This is a genomic window from Winogradskya consettensis, assembly GCF_018332715.1.
Lineage (GTDB): Bacteria > Actinomycetota > Actinomycetes > Mycobacteriales > Micromonosporaceae > Actinoplanes > Actinoplanes consettensis.
In genome coordinates, this window is record NZ_BOQP01000010.1 from 1 (window position 1) to 14,541 (window position 14,541).

11 protein-coding genes and 1 pseudogene are annotated in these 14,541 nt (G+C 70.7%); 6 read left to right on the forward strand and 6 right to left on the reverse strand.

Annotated features, from left to right (window positions below; genetic code table 11):
• Positions 1-42 precede the first annotated feature (42 nt).
• The 5 genes from Aco04nite_RS12105 to Aco04nite_RS12125 all read right to left on the reverse strand — a co-directional run bounded on the left by Aco04nite_RS12105 (position 43) and on the right by Aco04nite_RS12125 (position 7,979).
• Positions 43-1,101, reverse strand: coding sequence for a hypothetical protein (locus tag Aco04nite_RS12105; protein WP_212997342.1), 1,059 nt, complete (start codon positions 1,099-1,101; stop codon positions 43-45).
• Entirely contained in the window at positions 1,098-2,867 is a 1,770-nt protein-coding gene (locus Aco04nite_RS12110) for a putative glycosyltransferase family protein (protein WP_212997343.1), read from the reverse strand. Before Aco04nite_RS12110 ends, Aco04nite_RS12105 begins: the two co-directional genes overlap by 4 nt.
• A gap of 1,655 nt (positions 2,868-4,522) precedes the next feature.
• A complete protein-coding gene (locus Aco04nite_RS12115; protein WP_212997344.1) occupies positions 4,523-5,848 on the reverse strand; it encodes a glycosyltransferase family 2 protein in 1,326 nt (441 codons plus the stop codon).
• Complete coding sequence (locus Aco04nite_RS12120) at positions 5,845-6,807, reverse strand: glycosyltransferase family 2 protein (protein ID WP_212997345.1); 963 nt, start codon at positions 6,805-6,807, stop codon at positions 5,845-5,847. The genes Aco04nite_RS12115 and Aco04nite_RS12120 overlap by 4 nt, the downstream gene beginning before the upstream one ends.
• 185 nt (positions 6,808-6,992) lie before the next feature.
• A complete protein-coding gene (locus Aco04nite_RS12125) occupies positions 6,993-7,979 on the reverse strand; it encodes a glycosyltransferase family 2 protein (protein ID WP_244875925.1) in 987 nt (328 codons plus the stop codon).
• Positions 7,980-8,550: 571 nt separating this feature from the next.
• Here Aco04nite_RS12125 and Aco04nite_RS12130 point away from each other — a divergent pair.
• From Aco04nite_RS12130 to Aco04nite_RS12155, 6 genes and pseudogenes are all read left to right on the forward strand, one after another.
• On the forward strand, positions 8,551-8,694 hold the full coding sequence (locus Aco04nite_RS12130; RefSeq protein WP_212997347.1) for a hypothetical protein: 144 nt from the start codon (positions 8,551-8,553) through the stop codon (positions 8,692-8,694).
• 291 nt (positions 8,695-8,985) lie between these two features.
• A complete protein-coding gene (locus Aco04nite_RS12135; protein WP_212997348.1) occupies positions 8,986-9,921 on the forward strand; it encodes a sulfotransferase domain-containing protein in 936 nt (311 codons plus the stop codon).
• Between the two features lie 162 nt (positions 9,922-10,083).
• Positions 10,084-10,944, forward strand: coding sequence for a glycoside hydrolase family protein (locus Aco04nite_RS12140; protein WP_244875926.1), 861 nt, complete (start codon positions 10,084-10,086; stop codon positions 10,942-10,944).
• Positions 10,945-11,357: 413 nt separating this feature from the next.
• Positions 11,358-11,708 (forward strand): S-adenosylmethionine decarboxylase, encoded by a 351-nt coding sequence (locus Aco04nite_RS12145; protein WP_212997350.1) that lies wholly within the window; start codon positions 11,358-11,360, stop codon positions 11,706-11,708.
• Positions 11,709-11,712: 4 nt separating this feature from the next.
• Positions 11,713-12,591: a hypothetical protein gene (locus Aco04nite_RS12150; protein ID WP_212997351.1), complete on the forward strand. Its 879-nt coding sequence runs from the start codon at positions 11,713-11,715 to the stop codon at positions 12,589-12,591.
• A 63-nt stretch (positions 12,592-12,654) separates the two neighbouring features.
• Positions 12,655-13,590: pseudogene (locus Aco04nite_RS12155) on the forward strand (serine/threonine-protein kinase); the annotation flags it as partial.
• A gap of 507 nt (positions 13,591-14,097) precedes the next feature.
• On the opposite strand, the gene Aco04nite_RS12160 reads toward Aco04nite_RS12155, so the two are convergent.
• Positions 14,098-14,424, reverse strand: coding sequence for a DUF6993 domain-containing protein (locus Aco04nite_RS12160; protein ID WP_212997352.1), 327 nt, complete (start codon positions 14,422-14,424; stop codon positions 14,098-14,100).
• Positions 14,425-14,541 lie beyond the last annotated feature (117 nt).

Here is a 14,541-nt window from a genome sequence, read left to right on the forward strand (position 1 = left end):
GGCCCGAGCCGGCGGCCCGAGTCGGCGGCCATTCGCCGGGCGCTACGAGGAGGCGCTGATCGAGATGGTTCGGTAGGCGGTGGTGTCGCCGGAGCGGTAGAGGCTGATGGTGACGCGTTCGTCGCCGGGGATGGTGAGGGTTTCGCGCCAGGTGCCGGCGGCCGACGCGGTGATCGTGCGGCTGGCTTTGGTGCTGGCGGCGACCGGGTTGACGGTGACCTTGTAGGGGGCGTCCTCGTCGAGGAGGCCGGAGGCTGAGACGACGACCGTGCGGTTGCCGTCGGAGGCCACTGCGCCGGCGGGCTCGGCGGACAGGGCTGTGACGGTGGTTTTGTAGGTCTCGCGGGAGGTGTGGAACGAGAGCCAGCTGGCGCCGCCGAGGATGGCCGCCACCAGCAGCAATGGCAGGGACTGCTTGATGAGGCGGTTGCGCTTCACCCTGTACTCGGCGGCGAGCCGTTCCTCGGTGGTCGGCGGAACGACCTGCATGACGATGGTATGAGCCTCCGTCATCGTCGGCTCGGCCGCCACAACGCGCGGCCGTGGCGAATTACCGGCCGCGCCGCCGCCCGCGGAGCCGGCAGCCGCAGCGCCGGAACTCGCATGCCCGGAACTCGCATGCCCGGAACTCGCATGCCCGGAACTCGCAAGCTCGGAAGCTGCGGAGCCGGAGCCGGAAGTCGCGCGGCCTGACGAGCCGGGGCCTGACGAGTCGCGGCCGGCCGAGTCGGGGCCTGACGAGCCGGGTGTAATGGGGGAGCCCGCAGGGGAGCGGGACGGGATGAGGGCGGCGATCAGCGCCGCGATCGTCACGCCGGCGGTGGCCGCGGTCCAGGTGACGCGGTCGAGGGGCAGGCGGCACAGGTAGATGACGAGGCCGGCGATGACCAGGACCGCCATGCTCAGGGCGGGGGCGAGGGTGACGCGTTCGACCACGGTGAGCGTACGGTCGCGAAGTAGTGCTCCGGTGAGAGCTGTGCCGGGCAGGACCAGGCCGAGCAGCAGGCCGCCGATGATGGGCAGTGGCTGGGGGCCGAGCAGCACGGCCAGCGCCGACAGCGTGGTGGCGGCCCAGACGATGCGGGTCAGCAGGGGGTTCATCCTCCCACTCCCATCCGGTAGACGCGGACGGTGCCGTTGTCGTAGAGCCGGTCGACGCCGGTGAGGGTGTCGAACTTGCCGAGCTGGGTGGCGGTCAGCGGGGAGGTGATGTTGCCCGCGTGCGGGTCGTTCTCGAAGTACGCCTCGCCCTCCGGCAACTGTTCGCCGAGCCGCTTGTCGACGACCAGGTACTGGATGTACAGGTCGTTGACGAGCTGATCCTCGGTCAGGCCCCACTCGTCGGCGTAGTACAGCGGGCCGACCTCGCGGACCGGGTCCTGCCGGCCGTACGTGGAGGCCAGGGATACCGAGGTGACGTCGCCGCCCACCCGGTTGTCGTGGCCGAGCGAGTCACGTTCCCAGTCGGCGGCGTCCACCCCGTACGCGTCGACCGATCTTTCGAAGCCGCCCGCCAGATACGGTCCCGGCAGGATGGAGCCGATCGGGGGCCAGCCACCGGCCCGCGCGCCGATCATCAGTACGGTGATCATCAGGGAGCCCGCGGCGACCCGGCTGTAGAGGTTCCAGCCGCCCGGCGCGATCACGTCGATCGCCGGTGGGGAAGCCCGCCAGCGATGCCCGTCCGCGTCCTTGGCCGGGATGATCTGCACCCCGCGGACCAGGGCGATGGCGGCCAGGATCGAGATCGGCACGTACGTGAACGTCGACAGCCGCGCCGCGATCTCCGGCCCGTTCTGCCCGAGGAACCGCGCCCCGTTCCCGGCGAAGAAGATCGCGCCGCCGACCGCCGCCGCCCAGCGCCACGCATCCCGGTCGCTGCGCTGGAACATGTCGCGCAGCAGCGCCACGTACAGCACGAAGAGCCCGAGCAGCCCGAGCCCCTGCACGATCAGCTGCCCGAAACTGATGGCCGCCGTCGTCGAGGACGCCTCGGACGTACCGCTGATCAGGTTGTTGACCGTGTCGATCACCTGGTCGACCGGCGCCTCGAGATAGCTCACGACGTCCCGCGCCACGAACAGCACCCACGCCAGCACGATCACCAGGTCCACACCCGGCAGCACCAGCGCACTCCACCGCCGCGGCCGCTGCACCACCAGCTCGACCACCGCCAGCAGCGTCAGCGTCAGCACCAGCGCGAACGCGGTCACGTGGTGGCTCACCGTGCAGACACCCATGGAAAGAACGGCAAGAACGACGAACGGCCAGCCGCCCTCCGTACGCCACCGGCGCGTCGCCCAGACCGCGAGCATGAAGAACGGCAGCGCCGCCGTCTGGTAGAGAAACATCGAATTGAAGAACAGATAATGCAAAGCTGTCGCGTACGTCGCACAGGCGACCCCCGCAACCGCAGGCGAATTACTGGCCCGCAGCACCGCGGCGAACAACACCGCCACGAACACCAGGTGCGCGATCCCGGCGACAATGACCCCCGAAGCGGTCACCGGCAGCCCGGTCATGGACGTCAGCGCCGCCCCCATCTCGGCCAGCCCCGGAAAATGCACGGCGGGCGGCAGCGCCGGATTCGGCTGGAACAGCTCCCCCGACTGCACGATCACGGTCGTCGCCAACCAGTGCTGCAATTCGTCCGGGAACCGGAACTGGTCCGGGCTGTACATCCACTTCAGCAGATACTGATTCAGCGCCAGCCCCATGACCAGCACAAACGACTCAGCCACCCCGGCCATCCGCCGGCTCAGCAACCGCACGACCACAGGCGTGAAAACAACCACCTGCCCGATCCAGTACGCATACTGGGCGTTACCCGTCCCGATCCGCCCCCCGGCGTACCCCAGGGCAATCATGAGCACACCCAAAGCCGAAATGGTGAGTACGGCCGGAGCGTGCCCAAAATCAAGCGGCTCCCGCCGCGGCCTCGCAGGACGCGGCGCCCGCCCAGGATCACGCGGCGCAGGCACCTTCGTCCGCTGCCCGTCCTTACGCCCATGCACGATAGGAATCAGCGCAGTCACGGCGCTGTCCTTCTCACCCGCGCCGGCCTTCACCCCACTGATGACCTGAGTCTCATCCGCAGCAGGCAGCCTGATGACCTGAGTCCGCTCAGCCCCGCCCAGCTCACCCCTCCGCAGCGCACCCTTGTCCGGCTCGGCTCCGTTCGCCGCGGCTTTGGACGGCCCGGCTCCGTTTGGCCCGGCTCCGTCCGGCGTGGTTTTGGGCGGCGTGGTTTTGGGCGGCGTGGTTTTGGGCGGCGTGGTTTTGGGTGGCGCGGTTTTGGGTGGCGTGGTCGTCGTCCGGTTGGGGAGCTCGATGATCTGGGTACGCTCGGCGTCGCCGCTCTCCACCTTGATGGCCGGGATGACCTGGGTCGCGTCGACGAGCGGCGAGGCCTCCGGCAACCGGATAACCTGCGTGGCCTCGGCATCCTCCGCGGCACCCAGCTCTGCAGCCGGGAGATCCTTGCGCGGGCGATCCTGGGCCGGTAGATCCTGGGCCGGTAGATCCTTGGGCGGGTGATTCCTGGGCGGGAGCTTGATGATCGCGGTGGCATCAGGGTCAACCTGAGCTTCACGCTTGCCCGTGTCGACCTCTACCTCACCCTGAGATCCGCCCCGCGCGGGCACCTCATCCCGCGGCGCCTCGGCACCGACAACAGACGGCTTGCCCCTGACCCCAGCCATCCCACTGCTGGTTGGCCCGCTGCTGCTCGGCCCGTTGGCGCCCGGCCCGCTGCTGCTAGGCCTGCTGCTAGGCCCGCTGCTGCTAGACCCGCTACTGCTCGGCCCGCTGCCAGTTGGCCCGCCGATGGTCGGCCCGCTGCCATTCGGTCGGCTATCGGTTGGCTCGCTGCCGGTTGGCTCGCTGCCGGTCGGTCCGGTGGCACGGGGCCAAGAGCCAGGCGTTGCACCGCGCGGCGTCTCGGTGGAGGTCTTTGGTGTGGATGGGGGAGCTGGTGTGGATGGCGGAGGGGTGACTGGCTGCTCTGTGGCTTTTGAACCGTTGCTGGCAGTCGCCTCGGTGATCCGCCCCCGGTGCCCGTCATCCGGCTTATCGGACGAATTCATCTTTGATGGGGCAGGCTCGATAGGCGCTTCGGCGCCCTGGATCGACGTCATCGGCGCCGCAGGCCGCAAGGTTGGCTCAGCTACTCCCGACGCTGGCTCAGCCACTCCCGAAGTCGGTTCAGCAGCAGACCCAGCGCCCCCTGCAGCGCCTGAGCCATCCTGAATGTCCGGCACCACGCCCGGCACCACGCCCGGCACCACGCCCGGCACTACGCCCGGCACCACGCCCGGCACCACGCCCGGCACCACGCCCGGCACTGCGCCTGAAGCCGCAGGCTGGCCGGGCTGGTCGTCTGAACGATCGTCGGCGGAGCTCACCATGGAACGGCCGCTCTCCCCGGGGGCGGTGGGGGAGCGGTCTGCGGGAGACCGATCATTTGCCACATATGCACCGAGAATGCCCCGTTTCTCGGGTGATTGTCCGGTGAACTGCACGATCAGCGGCTGCCCCGGAGCTTGGCGCGGGCGGCGCGCCGGCCCTTCAGGTAGGCGCGGGGCCCGGCCAGCATCCCTCGTCGGTTGGCGCCGAGGAGTTCGCGGGGGAAGTCTTCCTGCAGCGTCGAGACGCGGAGGCTGTCCTTGCTGGTGAGGTCCCTGAGGGCGCCGGGGGCCAGCTTGAGCAGCGGCCAGAGCAGCGACGGGCGGGAGAGCAGCAGGCTGGTGTACGCGGCTGTGAGGCCGGCGCCGTACCCGATCATCTGTTTGCGGAGGCCTTCGAAGTCGCGGCGGTGGTAGTGATGGGTGACCGCGGTGGGCTGGTAGACGATGGTGCCGCCGCCGAGCAGGACCTGGGTGAAGGCGAGGGTGTCCTCGGAGCCCATGGCGGGGGTGCCGGCGCCGAGGGCGGTGTCCCAGCCGCCGGCGCGTTCGATGACGCCGGGGCGGAACGTCATGTTCGCGCCGGTGCCGAACGGGGGCAGCGGGTAGAGCGGGCTCTGGATGTGGGCGGTTGCCGGGCTGAAGACGTCGGGTTTGAAGCCGCGGCCCTTGCTGTGACCGCCGAACTGCTCGAACCAGAGCTGGGCCTGGGTCTCGAGTTCGGCGGGGACGATCACGCCGGATACGACGTCCGCGGAGGGGTGTTCGTGCAGGGCGCGGGCGATCTCGGCGAGCCAGTTCGGGTCGGCGTACTCGTCGTCGTCGATCCAGGCGATGATCTCGCCGGCGGCGGCGGCCTGGGCGGCGTTGCGGGCGAACGACAGGCCGGCCTTGGGTTCCTTGAGATAGCTGACCGGGCCGCGGCGGGCGGCCGAGCTGACCACTTCGGCGGTCGCGTCGGTGACCGGGGCGTTGTCGACGACGAGGATCCTGAAGTCGGGGTAGTCCTGGGCGAGCAGGCTGTCGAGGCAGCGGGCCAGGGCGCCGGGGCGTTCGCGGGTGCAGACCACGATCGTGATCGGCTGGGCGGTGGCGAGGGCTTCGCGGCGGCCGGCGAGGAAGGCCGGTTCGCCGTCCGGGACGATGCCGTCGGTGGGCACGGTCGCGAGGCCGCGTTCCCGCAGGCGCGGTGCCAGCTCTTTGTCCAGGGCGGCGGCCAGGACGGCCGGTTCCAGCCCTTCTGTGGGTACGTGGACCAGCGCCGTCCCCAGCGGTTCGCTGAACAGGCGTACGAGGATCCACGCCTGCAGCACCCGCCGTCCGTCCGCTGCGATGGCGGGTACGGGGGCCAGCGGCTGGGCCAGGTCGATGTCCAGGACGACGGCGGGCAGCTCGCCGGCGCCGGTGCTCAGCGTCGGCGCGGTGAGCGGGGTCTCCGCCGTCATCGGGTGGCCTCCGCGGTGACACGCTGCGGCGTACGGCGGGCGGCGACCGTTTCGACGACGCCTCCCCAGCCGGCGGCAGCGACACCGGCGATCACGCCGCCGGCCTTGAGGGCGTGCCCGACCCCCTTGCCGCGCGCCGCGGCACCGAGGTTGCGCACCACGGCTCTGGGCAGCGAGCGCAGGTAGTCACGTTCGGAGCCGAGGCTCTCGGAGCCGTCGAGCAGCCCGGCCATCGCGACCTTGCCCCGGCCCTCGGCGTAGCAGCGGCGGATGAAGAAGCCGAAGGTCGAGCGGCCGGCGGGGACCTCGTGGCGGATGACGGCGTCCGGGACGTACATCCAGTGGCCGCCGCCGAGGGCGCTCATGCGCAGGCACAGCTCGGTGTCCTCGGGGCGGTTCTGGTTGCCGAGCTTGCCGAAGCCGACCCGGAAACCGCCGACGGCGAGGAACGTCTCGCGGCGCACGATCATGCCGGCCGACCAGACGTTGCGGATCTTCGACACCGTGGTCGGCATGCCGGAGTAGGAGCCGCCGACGGCCCAGAGGAACTCCTCGGGCATCCAGCGCGGCTCGCCGGTCTGCCAGTCGGGGCAGATGCCGCCGCCCGCACCGACGACGGTGGGGTCGCTGAACGGCGCGATCAGGTTGCCCAGCCACTCGGGGCCCATGCTCACATCGTCGTCCACGAACGCGATCAGCGAGGTCGAAGTGTGGAAAGCGCCCGTGTTGCGGTTGCCGGAGACGCCCTGGGTGTAGAGGTTCTCGAGCACCGTGACGCCGCTCAGATCCCGGCGCGCCCGGCGGTAGAGCTCCGGGTTGTGGTCCACCACGACGACGATCTCGGCCGGCGTGTAGGTCTGCGACTTGGCGGCCGCGACCGCGCGGACGATCGACGGCCAGCGCTTCTCGGTGTGGGTCGGGATGACGATGCTGACGGCGGGGCGGGGGGTGGATTCCACGCTGGGTGTGCTCCTCGGGCGGGGTGGGCCGTGGCCGCGTGACCGTGGGGGTCACGGGCCGGCCGGGGTCGTGCCGGGGGTGGTGCCGCTGGGGTGGTGGCTCGGGGTGAGAGGTCGCCCGTGCGGCCGGAGGTGGGTCGGCCGGGCGATCCGGGCCCGGGGAGTCGGGCCGGGCTGAGCTGGGCTCAGTCCTCGCTACCGGTGCGGGTCTGGATGGCGCGGATGTCGTCGGTGCGGCGGGTGCCGACGTCGTCGCGGCGGTTGGTGCGGTCGTCGTCGCGGCGCAGGCCGCGGTTGATGCTGGCGACGTGCTGGCGCGGGTCACCGGCGGGGCCGACACCGGCCGCGGGCGGGCGGTTGACGACCTTGCCGGCCGAGGGCGCGGAGCTGAGGGTGCGGGCCGACGCGGCGTTGGCCGCCGACGGGTGCTGGTGCACGACCACGCCGCCCGGGCGGGCGCCGGTGTGGCGCATCCGCTTCATCCGGCCGTACTCGCTGAAGATGGTCCGCAGCACCCGGAAGCCGTCGCGGAACGTGTTGAGGTTGCTCGCCCCGTGGATGCGGGCGTGCTCGACGCTGCCGACCTCGCCGACCTTCATGCCGTCGGCGGCGGCGCGGATGTTGATCATCGTTTCGATCTCGAAGCCGTCGCCCCAGAGCTTCGAGCCGTCGTTGGGCCGCGGCAGCGCGGTGTCCGGCAGGTCCAGGGTCGGTACGACCCGGGCCCAGAACGCGTTGTAGCCGTAGCAGAGGTCGGTGAAGCGGGTCCCGAACAGCACGTTCACGACCAGGTTCAGCCCGTCGTTGCCGAGTTTGCGCAGCGCGGTGATGTCGTGGCTGAAGCCGCCGTGCGAGAAGCGCGAGCCCTTGACGAAGTCGGCGCCGTCGACGAGCTGGGCGACGAACAGCGGGATCTCGCCCGGGTCGGTCGACCCGTCGGCGTCGATCATCACGATGATGTCGCTGGTGCAGGCCGCGAAACCGCAGGCCAGCGCGTTGCCCTTGCCGGTGCGGGACTGGTGCACGATCTTGGCGTCCGGGCGCAGCTGCAGGGCCACCTCGACGGTCCGGTCCACCGAGCCGCCGTCCACCACGATCACCTCGTCGATCCCCTCAGGGAGCTTGGCGAACACGTGGGGCAGGTTCCGTTCCTCGTTGAGGGTCGGAATCACGACGCTTACGGTCGGTGACAATGTGTTGTCACGCTCTGTGTTGCCAGAGGCTGGGGGGAGCTGCATGTCGTTCCCTTCGGGGGCGGCAGAAGCGACGGATTCAATGATTCCCGGGAGCGGGAATCCGGGTCGCCGGCGTCTGTCGCCAAATCTACCAACACGCTACGTAGCGTCAACTAACCAAAGGGCCGGGTAGTCGATATCCATGCGGGCACCTCTGACCAATCGGCTGAGCTGCGACTATGCGCACAGGCAACAAGATCACCCTTCTGTCCCACCAGTCACGTTGCGTAATGGACATCGAGGCATTCGCGGGCACGGAATGCGGATCAGAGACAATTCCGGAATTGCAATACCGTCGAGGTACGCACATCGCATTCTCGCGATGTCCGACATGTCTCGGTGATGTGTGTCACTCTCAGTGTTGTCACCGTGCGTATAAGCGACGGTTGCAGGATGGTTGTTGCGGCGTGGGAACGGTGAGCGGGGCCGTCTATGCCTAGGCTGTGGACATGCGAAGTGACCGTCCGCTGCGCGCGGGTGCGGTGCCATCGGCACGTTGGGTGATCCGGTGACCGCCCCCGGAGCGCTCTGTGTCTGCGGCCATCAGCACGCCGCCCACGAGCACTACCGCGCCGGCACGGAATGCACCCGCTGCGGCCCGCAGTCCTGCCCCCGTTTCCGCCGCCGGACCTGGTGGCGCCGCAACGCCTGAGCGCGCAGGCAGAATGCCGGGCCGGTGTACGGGCGCCGCGGCGCCTGAGCGCGCCGGCAGAACGCCGGGCCGGTGTACTGGCGCCGCGGCGCCTGAGTGGGCCGGGCAGAACGCCGGTCGGTTGTGGCGGCGCTGCCGCGTGGGACCGCATCGCAGGAATGCCGGGCGGGCGTGGGGGTAAGGCGGTGCGGGCGCATCCGGCGGCGGGCCCGCGGGATCGCGAATGCCTACTTGATCTGTAGGCTAAGTGTGGGGGCCTGCCCCGCAGCCCGGCCGACAAGGGGGATCCTCATGCCGTTGCCCGACTTCCTCATCGCCGGTGTGCCCAAGGCGGGGACGACGGCGCTGCACGCCGCGCTCGTCCGGCACCCCGGGCTGTTCCTGCCGGCGGTCAAGGAGCCGAAGTTCTTCCTCTCCGACGGCCGGCCGCCGGCGACGGGTGGCCCGGGCGACGTGCAGACCTACCAGGAGCACGTCTGGCGCCGCGCCGACTACGAGAAGCTGTTCGAGCCGGCGCCTGCGGGTGCGCTGCTGGGCGAGGCCACCCCCTTCTATCTGTACGACCACGCGGCGCACGACCGCATCCACGCCCTCGTGCCGGACGCGAAGCTGATCCTGCTGCTGCGCGACCCCGTCGACCGGGCGCATTCCAACTGGACGCATCTGTGGAACGCGGGTCTGGAGCCGGAGGCCGACTTCCTCACCGCCTGCCGGGCCGAGGAGTCGCGCCGGGCCGCCGGGTGGGCGGACTTCTGGCACTACGTGAGTCTCGGCCTGTACGGGCGCCAGGTCCAGCATCTCTACAAGGTGTTCGACCGCGAGCAGGTCCTGCTGCTGCGCTACCGCGATCTGAAGGACGCCCCGGCCGCCACCCTGGACCGGGTTTGCGCGTTCCTCGGGGCGCCGACCGGGGTGCTCCGCGAGATCCCCAAGGAGAACGTCAACCGGCACCTGGTCGAGGACAACACCGTCAACACCGTGCTGCGGGGCCTGTTGCGGGCGGGCGGGGGCTTCGGTCACCGGTTCCCCGTGCCGCTGCGGCTCGCAGCCCGGGGACCGCTGCTGACATTGCTGCACCGCAAGCACGGCAAGCGCCCGGTGACGACGCCGGAGGAACGCGCCGCGCTGCTGCCGCTGTTCGCCGAGGACATCGCGCTGCTGCAGGACGTGACGGGGGAGCGCTACGACGACTGGCTCTCGGTCGACCGCCACGCCGGCGCGAAGTAGGGCCCGAACCGTGGGAATACCCTCCCGGGTAATCCCTATCTTCCCCATAGATGTTGCAAACTTGGGCGGATACCCTTCGCTGTGCCGACGTCGCCACGAAACGGAGCCGCTTTGTCCCACGGAACTCAGACTCTGTCGCTGCCTCGCTGGGAAGACTCGACCGTGGTGGTCGAACCGCCCGGTGACGAACCGGGAGCATGGGCGGGCGCACCGTCAGCTGTCGTCGCCGACGGTTACATCTATCTCGCCTACCGGCTGCGGTTGCCGATCGGTGAGGGACGCGGCATCTCCAACGTCGTCGCCCGCTCGTCGGACGGGGTCACGTTCGAGGTCGTCGCGGAGGTGACCAAGGACCAGTTCGGTGCGGAGTCGCTGGAGCGGCCCGCTCTCGTGCGTACGCCGGAAGGTCGCTGGCGTCTCTACGTCAGTGCCGCCACCCCCGGCACCAAGCACTGGCGCGTGGATCTGGTCGAGGCCGCGACCCCCGAAGGCCTGTCGACCGCGCCGGCCGTCACCGTCCTCGCCGGCGACGACACGATCGGGGTCAAGGACCCGGTCCTGCACCACGACGCGTACGGCTGGCATCTCTGGGCCTCGGTCCACCCGCTCGAGTCCTGGGACGACGCCGACCGGATGACCACGCGATATGCCACCAGCCCCGACGGCGTCGCCTGGACGTGGCGCGGCACCGCCCTCGCCGGCCGCCCGGGCCGGTGGGACGCGCGCGGGGTGCGCTTCTCCTCGGTGACCGTCGACGGCGACACGATCGTCGCGGCGTACGACGGCCGCGCGACCGCGGGGGAGAACTGGGAGGAGCGCACCGGCGTAGCCCGCGGTGCCCGGCTCGCGGACGGCACGTTCGGCGAGTTCACCGCCGCCGACGGTGAGCCGGTGGGCAGCCCGCACGCCCCCAACGGCCTGCGGTACCTGACCGGCGTCACCCTCCCGGACGGCCGCACCCGGCTCTACTACGAGGCGACCCGCGCGGACGGCGCGCACGACCTGCGTACTGAGATCGCGTAATAGGGGATCGCGTAATTGAGAGCCCGGTCACGATGCCCGCCCCCGCATGACGGACCGTGATCGACTTCGCCTAGCGTCATCAGCACGAAACATTCGGCCTGCTGGCCTCCGCCACCAAAATCGGCGGGTTTCAGCCGGCGGGCCGTCATGGCGGAACCCCTCCCACAAGGAGGAGTTCCGCCATGTCTACTTTCAGTGACTTTTCGACGTCACTGTGTGGCGTTCGCCGATGGCATCGCCTATAACGTTCGTGGGACGCCGGTTCAACGCAGCGTCACCGATGCCCGGCCTTGGCCGATTCATGTGATCTCTCTGCCAGTGTCAGGTTGCGCGCGCTGACTTGTCCACTGTGCACGGTTCACAGCAAGGTGGTCCCGCCCGGACCCCGCACGCCGTAAGGAGCACCACCCCCGATGCAGGACTTCAGGGATCTCGCGCCGGCCATCGTCCGCCGGCGCCTTGTCGTCGAGGGTTACCCGGCGTTCACCATCACCGCCGGCCACATCACGGCCTACCTCCGCAAACTCTCCGAGGTCACGGACATGGTGACGCTGATCGAGCCGGTGACCCACCGCAGTGACCGGTACGGCTGGGCCGGCTGGATCCACTGGGAGACCTCGGGCGCGCACTTCTACGCCTGGGAACAACCGCTCGCGTTCTTCAGCGTCGACGTCTACACCTGCAAGGACTTCGACCCGGACGCGGTGCTCAGCTTCACCCGCGACTTCTTCGGGGCCACCGAGATCACCGGCAAGGAATTCTGAGCCGGTGACCACGACGGACGACACCCGCTACGACCTCACCGCCGCCGAGATCTGGCGGATCACCACCGAGTTCCTCGCCGCACACCCCGGCCGGGGCCGCTTCGTCTCGGCCGTGGTCGGCCCCGCGACCCCGCTCGCCGGCGTCGGGCGCACCCTGGAACGCCACGTGTTCGAGGACGCGTTCGGCAACGACGCCAAGGTCATGGCCGCGGAGTACGGCGCGTACGAGCACAACAGCCTGTTCTTCGTCGCCCTGGACCGCAGGCACGGCGTGCCCGCCGGCGTCGCCCGGATGATCGAGAGCACCGGCCCCGGCGTGAAGACCCTCGACGACGCCCCGGCGTGCATCGGCGTACCCCTGGACAAGATTCTGGCGGCCCACGGCATGGACGGCGGCACGGTCTGGGACTGCGCCACGCTCGCGGTCCTGCCCGAGTACCGCGGCCCGCGCTCGGCGCTGCTGGTCAGCTCGCTGATGTACCGGACGTTCCTGGTCATCGGGGCGCGACGCGGTGTGCGGCACGCGGTGTCGATGCTCGACCGCGGAGCGTACAAAGGGATCGGTCTGCTCGGCACCCCGCTGGAGCCGCTCGCGGGGTCGGGCCCGTTCGAATATCTCGGCTCGGGCGAGAACCGGGCCGTCTACATGGACTTCCCGCGCATCGCACCCACGGTGACCAGGCACGCGGCTCGTCTGCGCGCGGCGGCCCGGCCCGGTCCCGCCGTGCTGCGCCGCGGTGGCCTGCGCCGGCTGCTGACCGCGCGCCTGGCCGCCGCGGCGTCCCTGCGGGTCGGCACCGGCAAGGACCTGGACCAGCTCATCCTCGTGCCGGAGCCACTCGGCGTGAGTGTGACGCCTCACCGTGACGTTTGTGCTGGGTGAGCCTCGGGTAGGAAGCCTGGACCGGAGATCAGGGCGGGTCCCCGGGTGACACGAGGGGGATCGATGCGGATGCTGGGCGGGCGGTACCGGCTCGAACAGCGCATCGGCATCGGTGGCATGGCCGAGGTGTGGCGCGGCCACGACGACGTCCTCGACCGCCCGGTGGCCGTCAAGATCATGGCCCCGGCGATGTCGGGCACCCTGGGCGAGATCACCAGCATCGATCTCGTACGCACGGAGGCCCGCTCCGCCGCCCGCCTGGCCCACCCCAACGTGGCGGGCGTCCACGACTTCGGCACCTCCCCGGCCCCCGACCGCGAGGTCCCCTACATCGTGATGGAGCTCGTCGACGGCCAGACCCTCAGCGAGCACCTGGCCGCCGGCCCCCTGGACTGGCGCATCGCCGTCCGCGTCTGCGCGGAGGTCGCCGCGGCCCTCGCCGCCGCCCACGCCCAGCACGTCGTGCACCGCGACATCAAGCCGTCGAACATCATGCTCACCCCGTCGGGCGCCAAGGTCCTCGACTTCGGCATCGCCGCCGCCGCGGGCAGCCACGACCCCGACCCGGACGCCCCGGTCATGGGCACCCCCGCCTACGTCGCCCCGGAACGCTTCCAGGGCCTGCCCGCCACCCCGTCCTCGGACATGTACTCCCTGGGCGTCCTGCTCTACCACTGCCTCTCCGGCCGCCTCCCCTGGCATGCGGAATCGGGTACAGCCCTCATCTACGCCCAGCGCTACCGCGACCCCGACCCCCTGCCCCCCATCGAAGGCCTCGCCCCCGAAGTCCTCGACCTCTGCTCCCGCTGCCTCGACAAGGACCCCGCCGAACGCCCCACGGCCCTCGTCGCAGCCCTCCTCCTCGCCGAAGCCGTCGACGCCCGCGTCTACGTCCCCCTCATGGAGATCGGCACCCGCCCACCCCGCCCCGAAATCTCCACCTGGGACAGACGAGCAGCCGAAGCCCCCACCGACATGGCCGTCGCCCCCGCCGAGCCGCCGTCGCCCTCGCCTGCCGCGCTCTCGCCCTCGCCCGCCGAGCCGGCTGCGGCAGACCTTGATGACGTGCCGGTCATGGACCCCACGACCGGTTCGCACAGCCCGTCTGGCTCGCACAGCCCGTCTGGCTCGCACAGCCCGTCTGGCTCGCACAGCCCGTCTGGCTCGCATAACCCGGCTGGCTCGCACGGTCCGGTCGATTCCGACAGCCCGGCGGGTGGGCACGGCTCTGCCGGTCCGCAGGACCCGGCCGGTTCGCACGGGTCATCGTGCAGCGCGGTGCGGCCCGTCTCGGGCGGCCCGTCGGTCACCCACCGGCCCGGCGGCCGGCACCGCGCCTGACGGGGGCATCGCGCCTGACGGGGGCATCGCGCCTGACGGGGGCATCGCGCCTGACGGGGGCATCGCGCCTGACGGGGGCATCGCGCCTGACGGGGGCATCGCGCCTGACGGCGGCATCGCGCCTGACGGCGGCATCGCGCCCGGTGTTGCTTGCAGGCCCGCTGCCTACAGGCAGGTTCCGTCCGACAAGGTGCCGGTGACCGTGAGGGCGACCCGGTCCGGACTCCCGGCCCACTGGCCCACCAGGCAGGTCGTGCCGAACCGCACTGCGAACGCCTCGCCGCCGCGAACCGTGACGCCCGGGTAACCCAGGTCGGCCAGTACCGTCGTCGCGTCGCCGAGGTCCCGGCCGCCGGACGCGGTGAACCGTTGCTCGATCCCGCTCCGGATCCGGGTCGCCGCCGCCCGGGCCGCAGTCGTGTCGGCGGACTCCACGACCGGTAGGCGGCAGGAATCGCGCTGCGCGTCGTCGCAGGATCGCTCGTCGCCCACGATGAAGAAGCACGAGCCCGTCCTGCTGTCCCCAGATGTCTCCCCGTCGGGTTATTCAAGGAAATACGCCATCGCGGACAGCGTCACCGCCGCCGTCAGCAGCACGACGCCGGCCGC

What these genes read in the sequence shown, in the direction of transcription:
- Aco04nite_RS12105 (WP_212997342.1), bottom strand. Translation starts at nt 1,101, where the DNA reads ATGAACCCCCTGCTGACCCGCATCGTCTGGGCCGCCACCACGCTGTCG.
- Aco04nite_RS12110 (WP_212997343.1), bottom strand. Translation starts at nt 2,867, where the DNA reads ATGATTGCCCTGGGGTACGCCGGGGGGCGGATCGGGACGGGTAACGCC.
- Aco04nite_RS12115 (WP_212997344.1), bottom strand. Translation starts at nt 5,848, where the DNA reads ATGACGGCGGAGACCCCGCTCACCGCGCCGACGCTGAGCACCGGCGCC.
- Aco04nite_RS12135 (WP_212997348.1), top strand. Translation starts at nt 8,986, where the DNA reads ATGCCGTTGCCCGACTTCCTCATCGCCGGTGTGCCCAAGGCGGGGACG.
- Aco04nite_RS12145 (WP_212997350.1), top strand. Translation starts at nt 11,358, where the DNA reads ATGCAGGACTTCAGGGATCTCGCGCCGGCCATCGTCCGCCGGCGCCTT.